The 20,814-nt window shown below is 33.3% G+C and carries 15 protein-coding genes, 2 riboswitches and 1 other annotated feature; of the genes, 6 read left to right on the plus strand and 9 right to left on the minus strand.

The genetic code is table 11. The features are described from left to right. The first annotated feature begins 74 nt into the window (after positions 1-74). Positions 75-333 (plus strand) — a binding site (T-box leader). A gap of 88 nt (positions 334-421) precedes the next feature. Beyond that, positions 422-1,633, plus strand: coding sequence for a tyrosine--tRNA ligase (gene tyrS, locus P8V03_RS13070; RefSeq protein ID WP_318798435.1), 1,212 nt, complete (start codon positions 422-424; stop codon positions 1,631-1,633). A gap of 108 nt (positions 1,634-1,741) precedes the next feature. Here tyrS and P8V03_RS13075 read toward each other — a convergent pair whose 3' ends face one another. Then, positions 1,742-2,677, minus strand: a complete 936-nt coding sequence (locus tag P8V03_RS13075) for a helix-turn-helix transcriptional regulator (RefSeq protein WP_318798436.1) — start codon at positions 2,675-2,677, stop codon at positions 1,742-1,744. Positions 2,678-2,814: 137 nt separating this feature from the next. Between P8V03_RS13075 and P8V03_RS13080 the strand changes: the two genes are divergently transcribed. After that, on the plus strand, positions 2,815-3,246 hold the full coding sequence (locus P8V03_RS13080; RefSeq protein ID WP_318798438.1) for a pyridoxamine 5'-phosphate oxidase family protein: 432 nt from the start codon (positions 2,815-2,817) through the stop codon (positions 3,244-3,246). Between the two features lie 169 nt (positions 3,247-3,415). Here P8V03_RS13080 and dut read toward each other — a convergent pair whose 3' ends face one another. Continuing rightward, entirely contained in the window at positions 3,416-3,856 is a 441-nt protein-coding gene (gene dut / locus P8V03_RS13085; protein WP_318798439.1) for a dUTP diphosphatase, read from the minus strand. 316 nt (positions 3,857-4,172) lie between these two features. On the opposite strand from dut, the gene P8V03_RS13090 reads away from it, so the two are divergent. Then, on the plus strand, positions 4,173-5,297 hold the full coding sequence (locus tag P8V03_RS13090) for a radical SAM protein (RefSeq protein WP_318798441.1): 1,125 nt from the start codon (positions 4,173-4,175) through the stop codon (positions 5,295-5,297). Positions 5,298-5,591: 294 nt separating this feature from the next. Here P8V03_RS13090 and P8V03_RS13095 read toward each other — a convergent pair whose 3' ends face one another. From P8V03_RS13095 to metF, 6 genes are all read right to left on the minus strand, one after another. Beyond that, positions 5,592-6,668 carry a GerAB/ArcD/ProY family transporter gene (locus P8V03_RS13095; RefSeq protein WP_318798442.1) on the minus strand — a complete coding sequence of 359 codons (1,077 nt, stop codon included), beginning with the start codon at positions 6,666-6,668 and terminating at the stop codon, positions 5,592-5,594. Positions 6,669-6,677: 9 nt separating this feature from the next. Next, positions 6,678-6,890: a hypothetical protein gene (locus P8V03_RS13100; RefSeq protein ID WP_318798443.1), complete on the minus strand. Its 213-nt coding sequence runs from the start codon at positions 6,888-6,890 to the stop codon at positions 6,678-6,680. A 13-nt stretch (positions 6,891-6,903) separates the two neighbouring features. Continuing rightward, a complete protein-coding gene (locus P8V03_RS13105; RefSeq protein ID WP_318798444.1) occupies positions 6,904-8,064 on the minus strand; it encodes a Ger(x)C family spore germination protein in 1,161 nt (386 codons plus the stop codon). 9 nt (positions 8,065-8,073) lie between these two features. Next, on the minus strand, positions 8,074-9,579 hold the full coding sequence (locus P8V03_RS13110; protein ID WP_318798445.1) for a spore germination protein: 1,506 nt from the start codon (positions 9,577-9,579) through the stop codon (positions 8,074-8,076). 352 nt (positions 9,580-9,931) lie between these two features. Then, a complete protein-coding gene (locus P8V03_RS13115; RefSeq protein ID WP_318798446.1) occupies positions 9,932-12,319 on the minus strand; it encodes a homocysteine S-methyltransferase family protein in 2,388 nt (795 codons plus the stop codon). 93 nt (positions 12,320-12,412) lie between these two features. After that, on the minus strand, positions 12,413-13,309 hold the full coding sequence (gene metF / locus P8V03_RS13120) for a methylenetetrahydrofolate reductase [NAD(P)H] (RefSeq protein ID WP_318798448.1): 897 nt from the start codon (positions 13,307-13,309) through the stop codon (positions 12,413-12,415). 122 nt (positions 13,310-13,431) lie between these two features. Continuing rightward, a riboswitch (SAM riboswitch) is annotated at positions 13,432-13,545 on the minus strand. A 357-nt stretch (positions 13,546-13,902) separates the two neighbouring features. Then, positions 13,903-14,015: riboswitch (SAM riboswitch) on the plus strand. A 159-nt stretch (positions 14,016-14,174) separates the two neighbouring features. Here metF and P8V03_RS13125 point away from each other — a divergent pair. The 3 genes from P8V03_RS13125 (at position 14,175) to P8V03_RS13135 (ending at position 18,079) form a co-directional block, all read left to right on the plus strand. Next, the gene (locus tag P8V03_RS13125) at positions 14,175-15,452 is read left to right on the plus strand and encodes an O-acetylhomoserine aminocarboxypropyltransferase/cysteine synthase family protein (protein ID WP_487286224.1); all 1,278 of its coding nucleotides are present in this window, start codon (positions 14,175-14,177) and stop codon (positions 15,450-15,452) included. Positions 15,453-15,610: 158 nt separating this feature from the next. After that, on the plus strand, positions 15,611-16,774 hold the full coding sequence (gene metX / locus P8V03_RS13130) for a homoserine O-acetyltransferase MetX (RefSeq protein WP_318798449.1): 1,164 nt from the start codon (positions 15,611-15,613) through the stop codon (positions 16,772-16,774). 63 nt (positions 16,775-16,837) lie between these two features. Next, positions 16,838-18,079 carry a homoserine dehydrogenase gene (locus P8V03_RS13135; RefSeq protein WP_318798450.1) on the plus strand — a complete coding sequence of 414 codons (1,242 nt, stop codon included), beginning with the start codon at positions 16,838-16,840 and terminating at the stop codon, positions 18,077-18,079. Between the two features lie 48 nt (positions 18,080-18,127). Here P8V03_RS13135 and P8V03_RS13140 read toward each other — a convergent pair whose 3' ends face one another. Beyond that, entirely contained in the window at positions 18,128-20,620 is a 2,493-nt protein-coding gene (locus P8V03_RS13140) for an HD domain-containing phosphohydrolase (RefSeq protein ID WP_318798451.1), read from the minus strand. Between the last annotated feature and the right edge of the window lie 194 nt (positions 20,621-20,814).

Raw genomic sequence — 20,814 nt, forward strand, 5'->3', positions numbered from 1 at the left:
ATAGAGTATAATTTCAATAATTTAATATCTGCATAACGAAGATTTGTGGTATTCTACATTTCGGAGTATAAGAAATAAAAGCTGCGATAAGAACTAGTAGCAATCAGTATACCAAACAGAAAGTTACCGTATGATGAGAGGTGCATGGTTAGCGATTGTGAATACATCTTTGAGCTTCGCACCGAATAGTTTTTCTTAGTAGGCTGCGACGGAGCATCTTCACCCGTTATCGTGATAAAGTATCTCATCTTATGATGACGTACTTGATAAGGTAAGCAATGTGAGTTGTTTATAAATTTAAGGTGGTAACACGAATTTTATCTCGTCCTTTTTCTAAAGGGGCGAGTTTTTTATTGCCTACTTTTATCTTCTTATAGACCTTGCTAATATTAAAAATAATATTTTCAGGGAGATGTTAAATATGCTAACAGCAAAGGAGCAGATGAGAATTATCTGCAAAGGGGTACACACCCTTGTAAACCAGGAAGAGTTACTTGCAAAACTGGAAAAATCATTGGAGCAGAACAAACCTCTAACTATCAAATTGGGACTTGACCCTTCGGCACCGGATATTCATCTAGGGCATGCAGTAGTTCTCCGTAAGATCAAACAAATGCAGGACTTAGGACACCGTGCAGTAATTATCATTGGTGATTTCACCGGTAGAATTGGTGATCCAACAGGAAAGTCTAAGGGCAGAGTGGCTCTAACTGATGAACAGGTAAAGGAAAATGCCAAAACCTATTGTCAGCAAATCTTTAAAGTGCTTGATACGGAAAAAACAGAGGTTCGTTTTAATAGCGAATGGCTTTCTAAACTTAACTTTGAGGATGTTATCAAGTTAGCCGCTACTACTACCGTTGCCAGAATTTTAGAACGAGATGATTTCCAAAAGAGATATGAAAATCAGATTCCAATAGGAATTCATGAATTTTTCTATCCTCTAATGCAGGCATATGATTCTGTTGAACTTAAAGCTGATATGGAATTAGGTGGAACAGACCAAACCTTTAATATTCTTATGGGCAGAACCCTTCAGAAAACATTAGGTCAGGAGCAGCAAATTGCAATCTTTATGCCTATCCTTGAAGGCCTAGATGGTGTCGAAAAGATGAGTAAAAGCCTTGGTAATTATATCGGCGTTGGCGAACCTGCAGAGGTAATGTTTAAGAAGGTTATGGAAGTTCCTGATGAACTTATTATTAAATATTTTGAGTTAACTACTGATGAGCATCCTGATAAAATCGATAAAATCAAAACAGAACTAGATAATGGTGCAAATCCTAAGGATATTAAATATCTCTTAGCTAAAATTATTACATCACTTTATCATAGTCCAGAGGATGTGTCAAAAGCAGTTAACTATTATGATATAGCATTCAGTAAAAAATCTATTCCTGATGACATTCCAGAACTCTTAATAGAAACAGGAAAAGATACTATTTTCGATGTTATCCCTAAACTGATGGAGATGGATTTTGTAAAGAGTAGAAGTGAATTTATAAGATTGTTAACCCAGGATGGAGTTCAGTTAAACGGTGAAAAACTGACATCATGTCATACAGATAGAGTACTAACTTGCAGCGATGTGATGAAAATCGGAAAGAAGCGCTTTGTAAAGCTTATAAAATAAATAAAGTGCACCTCCAGGGTTAGATAGAAATCTAATATTTAGAGGTGCATTTTTTATGGTAGAGCATCTACTAAAAATCAAAACAATATAATCAGCAATCTTCTTATGTTACTGATAGTTATAAATCCTTAACAACTCTTTAATCCTTCTAATAATCTCCTCTCGTACACGTGTCGGCTCTAAACATTTACATTTATCACCAAAACTAAGCAAGAGATTATATCCAAATTCATCTTCCACAAAGGGGAAGTTCACCACTAATTTACTATCTCCATAGGACTGAATATTTTCTTCTCCGCAGTATTCCATCATCCTATCTCTTAGGGATTCATCAACTAAAAGCTTGATTGTAACAATGTTTTTCTCTATATAGTCCCAAGATCCTAAGGCCTTGCCATGAAATTCCCGTGGCGTAAATGTATCCTCAAGAATCTTAAGGGCTGAAATACGAGATAGTTTAAAAATACGGAAATCCTGTCTGGAATCACAGTAACCCTGTAGATACCAATTTGATTCCTTTAATACCAGCCTATATGGCTCAACTTTTCGGTTGCTGCCTTTACCACCACGGTCGTAATATTCAAAGGTTAGTAATCTTTTTTCATTAAGTGCCTCTTTAATTTTTTCAAGGTTGAGCTGCAAATTCTTGTTTCCCATCCATGGGGTAAGGTCTATAGAAATTTGTGTTGATTTTAATTCAATATCTCTAATCTGTTCATCTGGAACTAAAGCTTTCACTTTAACAAGAGTATTAGTAATTTCGTCTTTAGTCATTGCTCCGGAGATACTTCCAAGGCCCATTAAAAGAGTTATGATATCGGAAGTAGTAAAAAGTTTCTTATCGATTTTATATTCTTCCATAATTCCAATGCCACCATTAACTCCGGGGTAAGTAATTATAGGTATACCTGCTGTATTTATTGTTTCTATATCTCTATATATAGTTCGGGGAGTTACTTCAAACATTTCAGCAAGCTTAGCTGCGCTAATTTTTTTGCGTTGAAGCAATATCATAATAATGGAGATTATTCTATCTATCTTCAATTATATCAATCCTTTGTTAATTTATATTCTATCATATAACCCTGACATACTGCTGTCAAGGTTATATGATAGAATAATCCTATATTAAATAAGAAACTCTAATAGTAGTTTCAAACAACTTACAAAGGAGAATGAAAATGAACTTTTTAAAAGAATTTAATAGAATAATGGAAGAAACTAATAATATAGCCCTAGCGACTACTGTGAATAATATACCAAATGTTAGAATTGTAAACTTTTATTATAATCCAGAAAACAAAGGTGTTGTTTATTTTGCATCCTTTAAAACTAATCCTAAAACATCGGAATTCTTAGAAAACAATACGGTAGCATTTACAACAGTGCCAAAAGTTCCAGATGAAAACTCTGAACACGTTAGAGTGACTAATGCCAAGGTTGAAAAAAGTAACTTAACTATATTTGATTTAAAAAATGAATTTACTAAAAAGCTTCCAAGTTATGAAATGTTAATAGCACAGGCTGGAGATATGTTAACTCTTTACGAGATTGATTTTAAAGAAGCTAGTGTAACTTTAGATGTTAATCACCACGATAAAATAACTTTATAAGATACTCTGTAATCTAGCTTATATAATTTATTTTTTATTAACAACTGTTATAGGTTTTACTAAAATTATAGCCCTTAAATTCTATTTGCTTATGTTATGAATTTAAACTCTAGCTCAGCTTTCAAGAAAAATTGAGCTAGAGTTCAAATTATTTATGTTGTAATTTCTGTTAAAATCCCGTAGATCCAAATCCCCCAGTCCCTCTTTCAGAGTCTGTTAACTCTTGGACTTCCTGGATTTTAACTGTTAGTACAGGTTTGATCACCATTTGTGCAATCTTCATACCCTTCTTTACTGAAAAACTCTCTTTTCCATGATTGATTAAAATTACACCGATTTCTCCCCTATAACCTTCATCTATAGTTCCTGGTGTATTTAATACTGTAATTTGATGTTTTAAAGCTAACCCACTTCTTGGCCTAACTTGGGCTTCTGTATTTCTAGGCAGCTCTATTGTTATACCTGTCTTTATAAGCTTGCATTCACCTGGATTTATGTCTAGGTCATCTACTGAGAACAAATCCATTCCTGCATCACCTTCATGGGCAAATTGAGGGATTATTGCATCAGGGTTTACTTTCTTTATTTTTAAAGTTATAGAATTATTCATAGTTGTGCTCCTCTCTATTTTAGTACTAATCTATTATAAAATAGAGATGGGAAAACTACTAGCTTTCTAAGGAAAAATATAGTTTTTATCCCTATCCTTTCAGCAAACTTAATCTTAAGAAAGGATGATTTAATTGATACAAGGTTATGTTAAAGAATAATGTTGAAAATTGAACTCTTTATTTAGATACAAAACAACACAATTGTTATATAATTATATTGTTTCATGTATGTCTTTTGATGAAGAGTATGTGAAAAAGCATAGCAAGAAGACTTAAATTAAGTCTTTAGGCGGATTAACTAGAGGAGGACATTTTATGAAAATCTCAAAGAAAGATGCGTTGATGTGGTTTGAATTTTTTTCAATATTGCCAGAAGATGAGGAACTAATGACAAAACAACAAGAAATCATTTACTCTACCTTTGCACAAATTGAGGCAGCGGTTGATCATAGAAATGATACATTAATGTCAGAAATTAAAAGTTTAAAAACTTTGGAGAATAGAACTTTTTTTGTGGGAAATGAAAGAAAATTCTCAAAGGGATGTCGTTCTTGCCTATTGGGAACTGGTTTGAATGCAATTAGGAAAACGAACAAATGTAACTTAGAGTGTAAGTTCTGTTATAATTATGGAGAACTAGATAATATTTCTCCCGTTGGCGAAGGTATGTGGGAAATAGGAGGTACAAAATTTTATGAAAAGGATATTGATTTACTTCTTTCCATTCACCAGAAACCCACTGGAGTTTCCTACGTTTATTTAGAGCCCTTTATGGAAATTGAAAAATATTATTCCATTATAAGAAAATTTAAGGATGCTGAAATTTATCAACATCTATACACAAATGGCACTTTAGCTACTGAAGAGACATTGAAAGCATTAGGTGAAGCTGGTCTTGACGAGATACGTTTCAATCTTGGTGCCTCTAATTGTTCAGACAAGGTTATTCAAAATATTGGAATAGCGAAAAAATATATTAAAAATGTAGGTATTGAAACTCCAATGACTCCTGAGTTTTTCGAAGGATTTTTTAAGAAAAAACAAGCAATCTTCGAAACAAAAGTTGATTTTATCAATTGTGCAGAATTACATTTAAATGAGAATAACATAGATAATTATTATGGTGAAAACATGTATATTACAAGACATGGCTATATATCTCCGATTTGGAGTAAGGAATTAACTCTTAAATTCATGAAAATAGCCGATGAAGAAAACTGGGATTTAGCAGTTCATAGTTGCTCAAACAATACAAAATTTGCAAGAGACTTAAACTTGAGCAGTAAAGAGGGTAAGTGGTTCGGAGCTAGTAGCTATGGCTGTGAGTTTTCCAGGATTCCATACGAAGTATTTTTACCAATACTACGTGATGAGAATTTCAAATTCTTAAGTGAAGAAGAATTGCCTGAGGGCTATAAGGCAGGAGAAATGATTTTTTAGAAAGTCCTATCATTTCTTTTCAAGAAAAAAATTTGCCGCCAAGAACCTACTAGGTTCAGGCGGCATTATTTTTATTGTGCAAATCTGAAATATGAGGAATTTTGTAGTTTTCAAAGTTTCTCGGAATTTTTCAATTCTCATAGGCATAATTTGTTATAACAACATGGTCGTTTTGCCAGAGACAAAAAATAACTAAAACTATAGATAAACAGCCTGTTATATAAAAATTGTTAAGTAAAACTTGCTTATTTAAAAATGCTCCCCCATTTTTTATTTAGTTTTTCCTACACATTTTTAAGGAACTCGGTTTCTAATTTTACTTACTATAAATATTAATAACGGAAAGAAAAGCTGAAAAGGAAGGGCATAGTATTTATAATATTTGGCAGTCCATGAAACTAAACTCATTATGTCCTCATATAGTATGTTGGATAAATTAAGCATTACTAAACCTACTGGAAGGCATAATATTTTATAGTTATTTATTTTAAACATATTGCTTATTCCTAGAGAAGTAGCATAAAGACATAAGCTAATTTTTATCATTCCGAAAACATTTAAAATTACTCCTCCAATTATCTCTAATCTTTGAATAAACTCTCCTACTTTAATTCTGCTAAGTAATGTGTAAAAGGGGAAATATAAAAAACCCAGTATTTTTTCTCCTAATATAGACACTTGGAAAAAGCTATTTATCACCAACAGTACACCACCTAAAATTAATCCTAGAAAGTACCCCTTTTTTAACGCTTTTTTGTTCTTTATTTTAGAAAACACAGTAATAAACAAAATACATTCTCCAAAGGGAAAGGTAAGCGTAGACCAGGTTCCTAGCAGAACAGGCTTTATACCTTGTGCCATTATGGGGAGAACATTATATATATTTATCTTTGATATAAGCAGAGTAATAAGAATGCCCATAGTAAGCAAAGTAATTACGGTAGCAAATAACGAAAACTCTGCTATAATCTCACACCCCTTTTTTACCATATATACTGCTGTTAATGCGGATAAAATTATAATTGCCATTCTAGGAGTTTCAGGCATAGTTAATGTATTCATAAACTCCCCGAAGTCTCTTAATGTAAGTGCCCCTAAATGCAAGAAATACCATACATACAGAATATTTATAACCTTTCCTAGAATCCTCCCCATAACCTTCTCATTTATTGAATATAGGTCTTCACCTTCATAAATTAATTGTATTTTATAATAAAGCATGAAAAGTATGTATGCTGCTCCTAATGCAATAATTACAGAAATCCATGAGTTTCTTTGTGCTTCTATTGCAGTTGGAAATATTATTGCTCCATCTAAAATAAAAGCTAAAATTAAAGCTGCTGCCTGTTTGGATGATATTTCCTCTCTCATAATACTCTTTTACTCCTCTGTAATAACCATTATAACTTTTTTAATCCCCTCTGAAGGACTAGGTATCCTTATTTCTAGTGCAATTAAGCAGCTAGAAATAAAAGCTATTAAGAAAATTATAGCATAGGGTAAGAATTTCCTTAGTTTATACTCTTTCAATACAGGATAACCATCAATCATAAATAAAATTCCATATCCAATAATAACAAATGTAATAGCCAAACAATCCCTCTCCCTATTCTGTACTTACCACTTTTCCCGTATTTTCAATGTTAACCGTTACCTGCACCTCTACTGGCACTTTACTAAACTCTTTATCCCATTCATTTTTTAAGTTGTTCCATAGTTTAGGGTTACTAATTTCCACAGCCTTTCCAAAACCAAATACATCTGATTTATAGTCCTGTTGAACAAATTTAACAGTTTTAAGAATACGGTCTCTTATATCAGCCTCTACAGTATTTTTAAGATTTTTTATAGACTTCTCATCCACATAATTCATAGGGTAATTCATCTCACCAACACCTGCATTTAATTCTATAGACACTAATACACTTATATTTTCACCATCGCTTTTTTTACTGCTCTTAATTTTAGTTCTTGAGTCAAAAATCTCCATAGTTGCTAACTTAGCTTCTGTTAGATCTTTCCCTTCATTAATTGTACTAACCATCAAAGGGTTCTTAAATTCATTTCTTAAAAGCACTACCACTAAAGTTTCATGGGGGCTAAGTTTTCCTACCATTCTGCGATTTAAGAATACTGCAGACCCTTCTATTCTAATCATATCTTTTCCTTGGTCTTTATAAATTGTAATAATCGGTACAATAGGCTTTATAGTCTCCTCTAAAATTTTAGACCCAAATTCCACTAAATCCTGCTCAGGAAATGTTCCCACAAACTTTTGTGTTCTCATGGCATACCTTAAGGTAAATTGTCTTTCCTTCTGTAAGACAGCCTCTAATCTTACTACCTCTTCTGCCGATGAACCACAGCTGATGTAGAGCATGTTATCTTGCCTTACTTCGGCATCTCTATAAAAAAAATCTAATGTTTTAAATACATCTTCTTGAGCTACTTTATCGCTTATTATAATAGACTGCAGGTGGCTCCAATAAGTTTTTCTTCCATATAAAGGTGCAGATTTTCTTATTGCTTCAAATACGCTTTTTCCTTCAGTGGATATAACTACAGGAACTAATTCAATACCACTGGCAGTAGGTTTTGCGTTTATAGCTCTTATAGTTATCCTATACATATCCTTTTTTTTAGCATAGTCTATGCCTACAGTCCCAACCACTAATCTCTCGTCTATCTCACTATAACTCCAGCATCCGCTTAGCAATACACTGCAAACAATAGTTAATAATATAAAAATACTTTTTCTATGTTTCATTATATTGTATCACCTCGTGGAAAACTTTTTCTTACTACTATTACGAACAAGGTTTTTAGCTGCAATTATCCTTATTCTGTACTTCATATACCACCAAGGCAGCCTGATAATTGTATCCTGTACATCATAGCTGCTAAAGGTTGTAAGCCCCATTGTATAGGGAACTCCAAAGGACTTAAGAGAAAGCATATATGTTGTTATCAGTATAAGTGAGAAAACTAGTCCATAAAATCCTAACATTGCAGAAAAGGCAAGACAAAATAATCTAATAAAGACAACAGGCCCAGTAGTAAAAGGTAATAAAAAACTGGTTGTTCCAGATACTGCCGTCATAATTATAATCGGTGCACTCACTAATCTTGCACTAATTGCCGCCTGGCCAAGTATGAGTCCTCCTACAATACTTACAGTTGGCCCTATATTAGGAGGTAGTCTTCTGCTAGCTTCAATAAGAGTTTCAAAAACTAGAAGCATTAACAGTAACTCTAAAATTGTTGGAAAAGGTATGGAATTCCTTGCTGCCATAATGCTAAAAAGTAAATTGGTTGGGATAAGCTCCTGATGATAATTTACCATAGCCAAATAAATAGCTGGAGTCAAACTGGTTATAGCAAAGGAAATATATCTTAATATCCTGTAAAAGCTTGCTATTGTATAGCTCTTGTAATAATCTTCATTGGTTTGAAAATTCTCCACAAGTAAATGAGGAAGAGTCAAAATCTGTGGACTTCCATCACATATTACTACAACTCTCCCCTCTAAAAGTTTGGCACAAGCAATATCAGGCCTATCAGTGAATCCTATAGTCGGAAACACTGAAAGAGGTGAATCCTCAATAAAACTTTCTATATAATAGGAGTCCAAAATACCATCCAGTTCTACTTCTCTTATTCTTTTAAATACCTCTTCGACTATCTTATCTGATGCAATATTTTCCATGTAACTTATGCATATTTGCGTTTTTGTTTGTGTTCCCAATGTTAAATATCTTATCTTTAAATCCTGATTATGTATTATTTGCTGAATTAGGGCTACATTTGTATCAATAGACTCTGTAAATCCTAATTTAGGACCTCTTGAAACCTTATTAGATTCTGGCTCTTCTATAGCCCTTTCTTTTCTTTTTGAAGTATCTACTACAACAGCTTCTTTGCAGCCTTCTATAAATAATACTGCATTCCCTTTCACAAGATTATTTATACAATCATCAATGGTTTCTATTTTGTTGTTATCATGTGTCAGCATTACTTTTAGGAGAATAAAATTTATCCTTTTATCCGCTTCAATAGCACTACTAATTTCTTTTGACATTATGGGCTTTATTATACTCTCCACTATTTCCTTAGTATCACATAAGTTTTTTATAAATATAGAACAAAATTGTATACTTTCCTCCGCCGCACTTTCGAATCTTTTATATATCAAGGATTGATTGTCGCTTAAAATCGTTTTAACAGTATCTATGTTTTTATCTATATTCTCCATAATAGGGATGCAACCTTGTTGAATATCCATATTATACTCGCCCCGTTCCCTTTAATCTTGGAATCCTTTCATATTTTATTCTTTGCTATATATTATCTATAAATTTTGTTAGTTTATTCTAAAAATGAATAAATTATAAATACAGGAGAATAGTAAGTTAATTAATACTTCAATTATTTCTATATGGTTTATACCCTGTGAAAAACTCTAACTAGGTTAAAAAACGAGCAGTGGTATAACAGATTAAAATTAGTTATACCACTGCTCGTTTTTATCTACATGATGTTCAACGGATTTTATCAGAACTTTTATAGATATTTTTTCTTAATACACAGCCCTGTTTACAAAATTCACTTTGCATTTTATTATGAATAAACTTATCCTATTTACCCAAAACCTCCTCCGCTATCTTGACACTTTCCCTAGCATCCCTAGCATAGAAATCTGCCCCTATCATTTCCGCATATTCCTTATTTAAAACTGCTCCGCCAACCATAACCTTACAATCATCACCACTTTCCTTTAAAGCTTCAATGGTCTTTTTCATATTAGCCACCGTAGTTGTCATAAGGGCGCTTAAGCCTACAAGCTTAATATTATTTTCCTTTACCACTCTAACTACCTCTTCAATTGGTACATCCTTACCTAAGTCTATAACTTCAAAACCATAGTTTTCTAAAAGTACCTTTACTATATTTTTGCCTATGTCATGAATATCACCTTTAACTGTTGCAACTACTATCTTTCCTTTTTCAATGTTACTAGTTCCACTGGTTAGAATGCTTTTCTTTATAACCTCAAAGGACCTTTTAACAGTTTCTGCAGATTGAATAAGCTGAGGTAAGAAAATTTCCCCGCTTTCATATTCTTCTCCAACAAAGTCCAATGCAGGAATAATATATGAGTTTACTATTTCTATAGGCTCTTTAACCTTTAAAAGCTCCTTAGTACACTGCACAGAATCTTCTTCAATTCCAGCTATTATTATTTCTTTTAGGTCCTTATCTAAATTATTGTTCTTTACCTCAAAATTAGACTCTTCCTTATTTAGCTGATTGACCTTTGTACCAGCCTTTCCATATTTGCTTATATAATTTTTACTTTCCTTGTCTATATTTGAAAGCACTTCAAAGGCATTAATAGTGGCTTTTATCTCTTCATCACCTGTATTGGTTATAGGCAAATCAAGGCCTGCATAAAGAGCCATGGAGAGGAAAGTTCTATTTAAAAGCTTTCTATTTGGAAGACCATAGGATATATTACTTACTCCAAGTACAGTTTTAACACCTAGTTTTTCCTTTACCAGCTTTATAGCCCTTACTGTTTCTAGAACATCCTTCTGTTGAGCAGATGCTGTCAGTGCAAGGCAATCTATGATTATATCCTTTTTATCTATACCGTAGTCTTTAGCTCTCTTTAGGATTTTCTCTGCTATCTTTACTCTTTCCTCTGCAGTAGCTGGTATTCCCTTTTCATCTATGGTAAGAGCAATAACAGCGCCGCCATACTTTTTTACTATAGGAAACACCTTTTCCATGGTACTTTCCTTTCCGTTAACAGAGTTTATTATAGGCTTTCCATTATAAACCCTAGCTCCTGCCTCTAATACTTCTGGAGTTGGACTATCTATGGTAACCGGAAGCTGAACAACCTTTTGTATTGCCTTCACAGCCTTAGTCATCATTTCCTTCTCGTCAATTTCAGGAAGCCCTACATTTAATCCTAGTATATCAGCGCCCTCTTCCTTCTGCTTAACTGCTTCAGCTTGAATATATTTTACACTTTTCTCTTTTAATTCTTCTTTATATCTTGCTTTTCCTGTAGGGTTAATTCTCTCCCCTATAATTTTAACACTACCATCTAAGATTACCGTTTCAGTAGCAGAGCAAACTGAGGTATAATTTTTAGGTTTTGTGTCAGCAGGCTTTAATCCCTGTAAACTTTTCACTGCTGCTTTAATGTAATCCGGATTTGTACCACAACAGCCTCCAAAGATTCTTACCCCTTTTTCTGCCATTGTCTTTATATATTCTGCAAACTGCTCCGGTGCTATGTCGTAAATAGTTTTTTCACCGTCATACCTTGGCAATCCAGCGTTTGGCTGAACCATAACAGGGATAGAAGAATATTTTAGAATTTCTTCTACTATAGACATAAGCTCCTTAGGTCCCAGTGAGCAGTTAACTCCTAGAGCATCAACACCAAGTCCTTCTAGTACAAAAACCATTGTTTTAGGATCTGTACCCATTAGAGTTCTTCCATTCTCTTGAAAAGTCATAGTACAAAATACTGGCAGAGAACTATTTTCCTTAGCTGCAAGTATTGCCGCTTTAGTCTCATATAAATCTGACATAGTTTCTATTAAGATTAGATCTGCTCCTGCTTTCTCTCCTATAATTACTTGTTTTTTAAATAACTCATAGGCTCCTTCAAAGCTTAAACTTCCTGTAGGCTCCATAATCTGACCTATAGGTCCTATATCTAAAGCTACAAGCTTATCTGCCGCTGCTTCTCTAGCTACCTTAACTCCAGCAGTTATGACCTCTTCTATTAAAAACTGAGAATTACTATATTTTAATTCATTGGCACCAAAAGTATTAGTAATTACTACATCAGAACCTGCTTCTATATATTGACGGTGTATCTTTCTTATAATATCTGGATTAGTTATATTAAGACTTTCCGGTAGTTCTCCTACCTTAAGCCCTTCTCTTTGAAGCATAGTTCCCATAGCTCCATCAAAAAACATAAATCTATCTTTTAATGACATCTTGCCCACTTCCTTTCCCATAATTGTGTCTAATAAACCTATATATTAATTTAGATTTGCTTTCTCCTAAATATCCTCTTGCAACGGTTCTATCTAGAAGGAGCTTACTGACTTATAATTTACAGACTTACGAATTTCCTCTACACTTTTTAGGATTTTCTTTACAATTTCTGATTTGTTCATAGTATAAAGATGTATCCCTTCTACTCCACTGGCAACTAAATCAGAGACCTGTTCCGACGCATAAACTGTACCTGCTTCTAACAAAGATTCTGGTGAATACTGATATTTGTCTAAAAGTTTTTTCAGTCTATCAGGAATAGAAGCACCAGAAATCCATGAAATGCGGTTTATTAAATCTCTATCTACAGCAGGCATAACCCCAGCAATAACAGGAGTATTAATATTATACTTATATAACTTCTCCTTAAAATCATAAAAACTATTATTATTAAAGAAAAGTTGGGTAATTAATACCTCTGCACCACAATCTACTTTATCCCTAAGACTTTTTATTTCCCTATCTATATCCATAGATCCCATATATCCCTCTGGATAGGCTGCTGCAGATATACAAAACCCCTTTCTCTGAGCTAATTCACAAATTAAGTCTTTGGAACTATTGTACTCTAAGTTCTCTGGTAATACAAAATCCTTGGGTATATCCCCTCTTAAGGCCAGTATATTGTCTATATTATTTTCCTGTAGTTTATCCAACGTATTTTTAACTTCTCTCTTGGTAGAAGTTATACAGGTTAAGTGAGCTACTGTCTCTATTCCAAATTTATTTTTCACTGCTGATGCTAGCTCTATACTCCTGTCTTTGCTGCTTCCTCCAGCACCATAGGTTACACTTATAAAATCCGGATTCAACTCTTTTAACTCTGCAATAGTGTTGTATATTCCATCTAAGGATACACTCTGTTTTGGTGGAAATAACTCAAAGGATATTGTTAACTTTTTATGTAGAAATAAATCTTTTATAAACACTTTAAAACCCCCTTATTTATCGTATTTAGGTAATGATTTTGCAGCTGTTATAAAATAAAAAAGCTGCCTTTCCATAAGAAAAGCAGCTCTAAAAATCTTAAATTAACATTATGAGACTACTATTCTTATCTGTCAGAATAACTAATATTCTGCAGGAATTGACACCGATACATTCACTTTTGAATGCCGGTTGTCGGGTTTCATAGGGCCAGTCCCTCCACCACTCTTGATAAGAAAATTTTATTATATACATTTTATGCTAATATTAATACTTTTCATTATATTTGTCAACAAAAACTTTAGAGCTTCTCTAACCATTGAAACTGCTCATATTTCAGAATAAAACCTTGATATATAAGGTTTCTAAGGATCTATAATTACATAGATTAAAAACAATTCACATAAAGTTGTTGTATAATTATCATATAATAATTATTCCTCCCTTCTTTTGCAGAAAAAAGTTTTTTAACGGAAAATTAAGGAATATCAACACTTTATGAAATTCACATCAGTTTAATATTCAAACTTTTGTTTTTTATATATTGACAGTGCATTCTAATATCTGGTATGATAGTTTCAATCGAATACGGAACTTCTTATCAAGAGAGGCTGAGGGACTGGCCCTATGACGCCCGGCAACCTGAATATATTAACAGTATATTCAACGGTGCTAATTCCAGCAGGTAGTAAACCTGAGAGATGAGAAGCATGAGGATTTAAACTTCTTGTGTCTCATCAACACGAGAAGTTTTTTGTTTTACGTAAAATTTTTAAGCAGAGGTAAAAATAATTTGCTTAGTTAAACTCTAAATATAGAAGTTCCGTGTGAGTACAAAATTATGAATTATTTGAGGAGGAATTTATTATGACAAGAAAATTAAGATTTGATACTATTCAAGCACACGGAGGACACACACCAGATGCAAGCAGTAAATCAAGAGCAGTTCCAATTTATCAAACATCTTCTTATGTTTTTGACAGCGCAGAACATGCTGCTAACTTATTTGGTCTTGCAGAGTCAGGAAACATTTATACAAGATTAACAAATCCAACTACTGCTGTCTTAGAAGAAAGAGTTGCTCAACTAGAAGGCGGCGTTGGTGCTGTGGCCACTGCTTCAGGAATGGCTGCAATTACTTACGCTATAACAAATATCGCAGGTGCTGGTGATGAAATAGTCGCTGCTGCTACCCTCTACGGTGGAACTTACACACTATTTACTCATACCTTTAAAAACTTTGGAATTAAGGTCAATCTTGTAAATCCAGATGATCCAGCAAACTTTGAAGCTGCTATAACTGAAAAAACTAAGGCAGTGTATATAGAAACTATAGGTAATCCAGGAATAAACCTTGTAGATATTCAAGCTGTTGCAGATATTGCACATAGCCATGGTGTTCCTCTAGTAGTAGATAATACCTTTGCATCACCTTATCTTTGCAGACCAATCGAATTTGGCGCAGATATTATAGTTCATTCTCTTACAAAGTTCATTGGCGGACACGGCACATCTATAGGTGGTATAGTTATAGATTCAGGAAAATTCAACTGGGATAATGGAAAATTTCCTGGTCTAGTAGAGCCTGACGAAAGTTATCACGGACTAAAATTTGTAGAAGCCGTTGGTGCTGCTGCTTATATTACTAAGTTAAGAGTATCTCTTTTAAGAGATTTAGGAGCTTGTATATCACCATTCAACTCTTTCTTACTTATATTAGGAGTTGAAACTCTATCCCTTAGAGTACAAAAGCACGTAGAGAACACTAGAAAAATCGTGGAATTCTTAAGTAATCATCCTAAAGTTCAGTGGGTTAACTATCCAGAATTAGAGGGTAACAAATATTATGATTTATCTAAAAAGTATCTTCCTCTAGGAGCCGGTTCTATATTCACTTTTGGGGTAAATGGCGGAGTTGAAGCTGGTAAAAAGATAATAGAGAACGTGAAAATATTCTCACACCTTGCTAATGTTGGAGATGCTAAATCCTTAATAATTCACCCAGCTTCTACAACTCACTCTCAACTTAGTGAAGAGCAGTTAACTGAAGCAGGAGTTAGCCCTGAACTTATAAGAATTTCTATAGGAATTGAAGATGTGACTGACCTGATTGCAGATCTTTCAGACGCATTAGAGCAAGTATAAGGCCTTAACTTTATAAAATTAATGCTTTATAACATTATAACTTTGAATTAATATAGCCCACTAGACAATTGGTAGTATCCCATGTTTCCTCCTAATAGCATAGTATCTTTAATATATTTACTACCAATTGTCTTTTTATAAATTTGGAGGTGTATCTATTGAATGAATTTAATTATAGAAAGGAAGGTTTTAAGGAGTATCTTACCTTTTCTAAAAAGAAAGACTTTCTCCTTGAGAGCGAAAAAAATTTTGGTCCAATAACTCTATGCTTTGAAACTTATGGAAAGCTGAATGAGGATAAGAGTAACTGTATACTTATAACTCATGCTCTAACTGGTGATTCTCATCCAGCTAGGCATGCTCCAGAAGATACTGAAGGTTGGTGGGAAGATTTTGTAGGTGCTGATAAGATATTCGATACTAACAAGTATTTTATAATCTGCTCTAATATTCTAGGAGGCTGCAGCGGTTCCACAGGCCCCTCATCTATAAATCCTGAAACAGGCAAAGCTTATGGAATAACCTTCCCTATTGTTACAATAAAAGATATGGTTAATGCCCAAAAGAAAATACTAGATTACTTTAATATAAACCATCTTTTAGCTGTAGTAGGCGGTTCTATGGGTGGACTACAAGCACTTCAGTGGGCAGTATCTTATCCTGATTTTATAGACGGAGTTATAGACTTAGCTTCACCTCTTAACCTAAGTACAGAGTCTATAGGAATAAATCACATTATGAGAAGAGCCATAATAACTGATCCTAACTGGAATAAAGGAGACTACTACCAGGCAGCAGTTCCTTTCAATGGCTTATCTATAGCAAGAATGATTGCTATGCTCACCTATCAAACTAAGGATTTAATGAATAAAAAATTTGGAAGAAAAACTAGAAGTAATATAATAGATTTCTATCAAGGGTTTGATGCAGAATTTGAAATAGACAGTTACCTAAACTACCAAGGAAGTAAGCTTGTAAATAGATTTGATGCTAACACCTATCTTTATATAACAAGAGCAATGGATTTATTTGATTTAAAAAGAGAATACGGTTCCTATGAAGCAGCCCTTCGTAGAATAAAATCCAAGTTTCTACTAGCTTCAATCTCCTCTGATACTCTCTTCCACATAGGTGAACTTAGAAAAAGCAGAGATATACTAAGCTTAAGCGGTGTAAATTTAGAGTACCATGAAGTCCAGTCAAACTGCGGACATGATTCTTTCTTACTGGAACCAGGAAAATACGAAGAATTTTTAAAGGAGTTTTTAGATAGTATCAAAAGTAATTGGAATAACGCGGACTATAATGCTGGGAGCCTATAAGACTTCTTTGTTTTTCGGCAAAATAAAAGTTTTATCAATAATACTAATTAGGAGGTAGAGTTTATGGCATCAATAGCAGTCCTAGGTTACGGCACAGTTGGTACAGGTATAACTGAGCTTATAACGAAGAATAGGGAAAGATTCAAAAAAATTACCGGTGAGGAATTAAAAATATCTAGCATTCTTGTTAGAGATATAGAAAAACATAGAGAAAAAGTTTATTCTAACTTACTTACAAATAATATAGAGGATATTTTCAGAAAATCTGTGGATATAGTAGTAGAAGTTATGGGTGGAATTGATCCCGCTTATGAATATATAAAAAGAGCATTAAAACTAAAAAAGCATGTGGTAACAGCTAATAAAGATCTTATTGCTGAACATGGCAAAGAACTTTTAGACTTAGCTGACAAAAATGGAGTAACACTTAACTTTGAAGCAAGTGTAGGTGGCGGTATTCCTATTTTAAAACCTTTAATGGAATGTCTTATCGGAAACGAAATTAAAAACATTAAAGCAATCCTAAACGGTACTACAAACTTTATACTTACGAAAATGGATAAGGAAGACCTCAGTTATGAAGATGCCCTTAAGGAAGCTCAGCAACTAGGCTTTGCAGAGGCCAATCCTGAATCAGATGTTTTAGGCTACGATGCGGCTAGAAAGCTTTCTATTCTCTCAACTATAGCTTATAATGAAAAGCTAAACTGGAGGGACATAGTCACAGAGGGCATAACTCAAATAGATAAAGAAGACTTTAAATATGCTAGAGCACATGGATATAACATAAAACTTCTAGCTATCAGCAGCAGAGAAGAAGATAAAATTTATGCTGCTGTAAAACCTGTTATGGTAAAAAATAATTCTCAACTAGGCAAGGTAGAAAATGAACTAAATGCTATTGTATTAGAAGGCGATGCCGTTGGAAAAGTATTATTTACAGGAAAAGGCGCCGGAATGCTTCCTACTGCCAGTTCCGTATTTGGAGATATCACCGATATCATTCAAAACAAAAATAAAAAAGTACTTAGATTTAACGAAAAGGAAGCCTCTGTACAAAAGTACTGGAATAATAGTTCCAGCTGGTTTGTAAGAATAAAAACCAAAGCTAGAATAGAGGTTATGTGCAGCATTGCCGGAGACTTTGAAAACTGCCATATATTTTCTAAATACGCAACTAATCCCGGTGAAGTTGTTGCTCTAGTTAAATGTAAAAGTGAAGATTTCCTAAGCTCTAAAATAAACAAACTACTGGAGCTACCTTATGTACATGAAATAAAAAGATTCTCTATTATAGAAAATTAAGAAAACCCCACCTGCATTGCCAAGGTGGGGTTTTTATCATTCAGTAAACTAAATCACCTCTGAATTTTCGCAAGACTCTTTTTCCATAAAAGCCTTTATGCATATCTCCACTAAGTTAGGATCAAACTGTGTTCCAGAACATCTCCTTAATTCTTTTATTGCCTCCTCAGCAGACACAGCTTTTTTATAAGGTCTTTCATGAGTCATAACATCAAAGGCATCTACTATAGTCATTATTCTGGAAAGAAGCGGAATATCATCTCCCTTTAACTCTTTAGGATATCCAGTTCCATCATATCTTTCATGGTGGGTAAGTATTTTATAGGCAATATGCCTTAAATCAGGGTTAGAAGAAGCTATCCTGTATCCTATTTCTGAGTGAGTCTTCATAACAGCCCATTCCTCTTCAGTTAACTTGCCTTTCTTATTTAAGATTTTATCATCTATTGCAATCTTACCTATATCATGAAGCTTAGCTAACAAATATAGCTCATCCGCTTTGCTTGTACTTAAGTTTAGGAGTTCACATATCTTTACACAATAGTTATATATACGTTCAGCATGTTCTTCTGTTTCATAACTTTTTTCCGATAGGGTCTTGCTTAGTGAAGAAATAATGCTGTTTCTTGAACTCTTGTCCTCTAACAACTTGTTCCTATACATTTTTTCTTCCGCTTTCTTAATTATATCAGCTATATCCTGTTCTCTTTTCTCTTTAGTAGCATGTCCTAGAGCTATGTTTATATAAATCGAGCCTACTTTTCTCTTTAGACATTCGTTCTTTATCTTTAAACACATTGCCTCTGCTTCCATTTTATTTGTGTTTTCTGATATTATTATAAATTCATCTCCACCATAACGGGACACAATTGCGTTAGAGCCGCAAACCTCTTTTAATACCTCCGCAGACTGTTTCAATAACATATCTCCTTCTTCATGTCCAAAGGTATCATTAGTTATTTTTAATCCATTTAAATCCCCCATTATAATTGAAAGAGGCAGCCTTCCATTGCTGTTTATCTTTTCAATCATAAATTCATAATATCCTCTATTAAAAATCCCTGTAAGCTTATCATAGTAGGTTAGGTAATTTAGCTGCTGTTCATACCTCTTTTTATCATCAATATCCGTTATTATACCTGCCATTCTTTTAGGCTTGTCGTCTTTAGTATACTCTACAACTCTGCACTGATTTAATATCCACTTATAGTCACCCTTCTTAGTAAGAATCCTTAATTCCATAATGTTTATACCTAAAGTTCTCCACATACTATTTTTGAAAAAACTCTGAGCGTACTCATAGTCATCCTTATGAATTACTTTTTTCCAACCTCTAATAGATAAAGGCGCCTCCTCCTTTGAATAACCTGTAATAGACAAAAACCTTTCGTTAAGCTGTAAGGTGTCCTTTTCCATATCCCAATCCCAAAAACCTGCATTAGCACCTTCTAACACTAACTTAAGCTGCTTTTCACTTTCTGAAAGCTTTTTATTATTTAATTCGATCTTCTCCAGCATATTATTTATTTCAAAGGATAACTTCCCAAGTTCATCTTTACCTTTAGCCTTAACTCTAGAAATCAAGCTGTTTGTTAAATCTATTTTACTAACTTCATTGCTTATAGTCTCTAAAGGTCTGACTACAAGCACCTTTAATAAGATCATAGCTAACGCAAAAAGACTTATGGTACAAACTATAAGAACGAAAACAAAGAAATGAACAGAGCTGATACTATTATTATAAAGAGTTCTTTTAGATGTCATTTCTAAAAGGAATAGCGGTTTACCCTCTGTCCCCTTAATTATAGAGTAGGATACTATTTTATTCCTGTCTACTTTTTCAACATAAACATTTTGTTTATTAAAATCAATTCTTTTGTTTCCTGCACTTATTATACCGTTAGAATCATTAATTTTATTTATTCTTATTTTAGATTCTGTTACATTTTCAATTTTATTTATAATAGAGCTATTTATATATTTTCCCATAATAACAGTTCCTTCTGATGGAGAACTGAACCTTGAATCTGTTATAGGTCTTGAGGAAATAATCATAGGTTGTCCATTTACCGATATTTTATCAGATATTACGCTATGTACATCTTTGTGATTGGTTATTAACTTGCCTTTATCTTTAATATATTGTAACAAGTCCTTTGGTAATTCTTCTTCACTTTTATTTTTCAAGTCAAAGAAGGCAGAATACTTTATTTCATTGTTTTTGTCCAGAAAAATAATTGTATTAATCTTTAAAGTGCTAAAGGTATATTCGTTTATATTAGATTGAATATATTCAGAATTACTTTTTCTCATGTATTCCAAAGTGTCATCCCAAGGTGCCCAATCTGCACTAATAGAATTTAATTCTTCGCTACTACTATCAATTAAATATTCTGCATGCTTAACTCTGCTAAACACACTTTCTTCTTCTTGATGTTTTATATCTCTTATAATATATATCCGTGTCCCCATATAGACACCTATAATTATTAATATCAAGGACATTAGCATAATACTAAAAATTTTAGTTCTAATTCTCAATATAAACACTCCATTTACTATTATAATAAAGGGCTGATGCGTTACTTAAACTTATACCTATCTATTATATCAATTATATATTATTTTACATGAACTTGGAATATTCTACATAAAATTAATTATATTTAATGAAAGGGTATAACATTTGGAATATTTATTATGCTTAATACATAAAATACCAAACAGAAAAAGCA

Origin of the sequence: Clostridium tanneri, assembly GCF_033659955.1 — a bacterium.
GTDB classification, from domain to species: Bacteria; Bacillota; Clostridia; order Clostridiales; family Clostridiaceae; genus Clostridium_AM; species Clostridium_AM tanneri.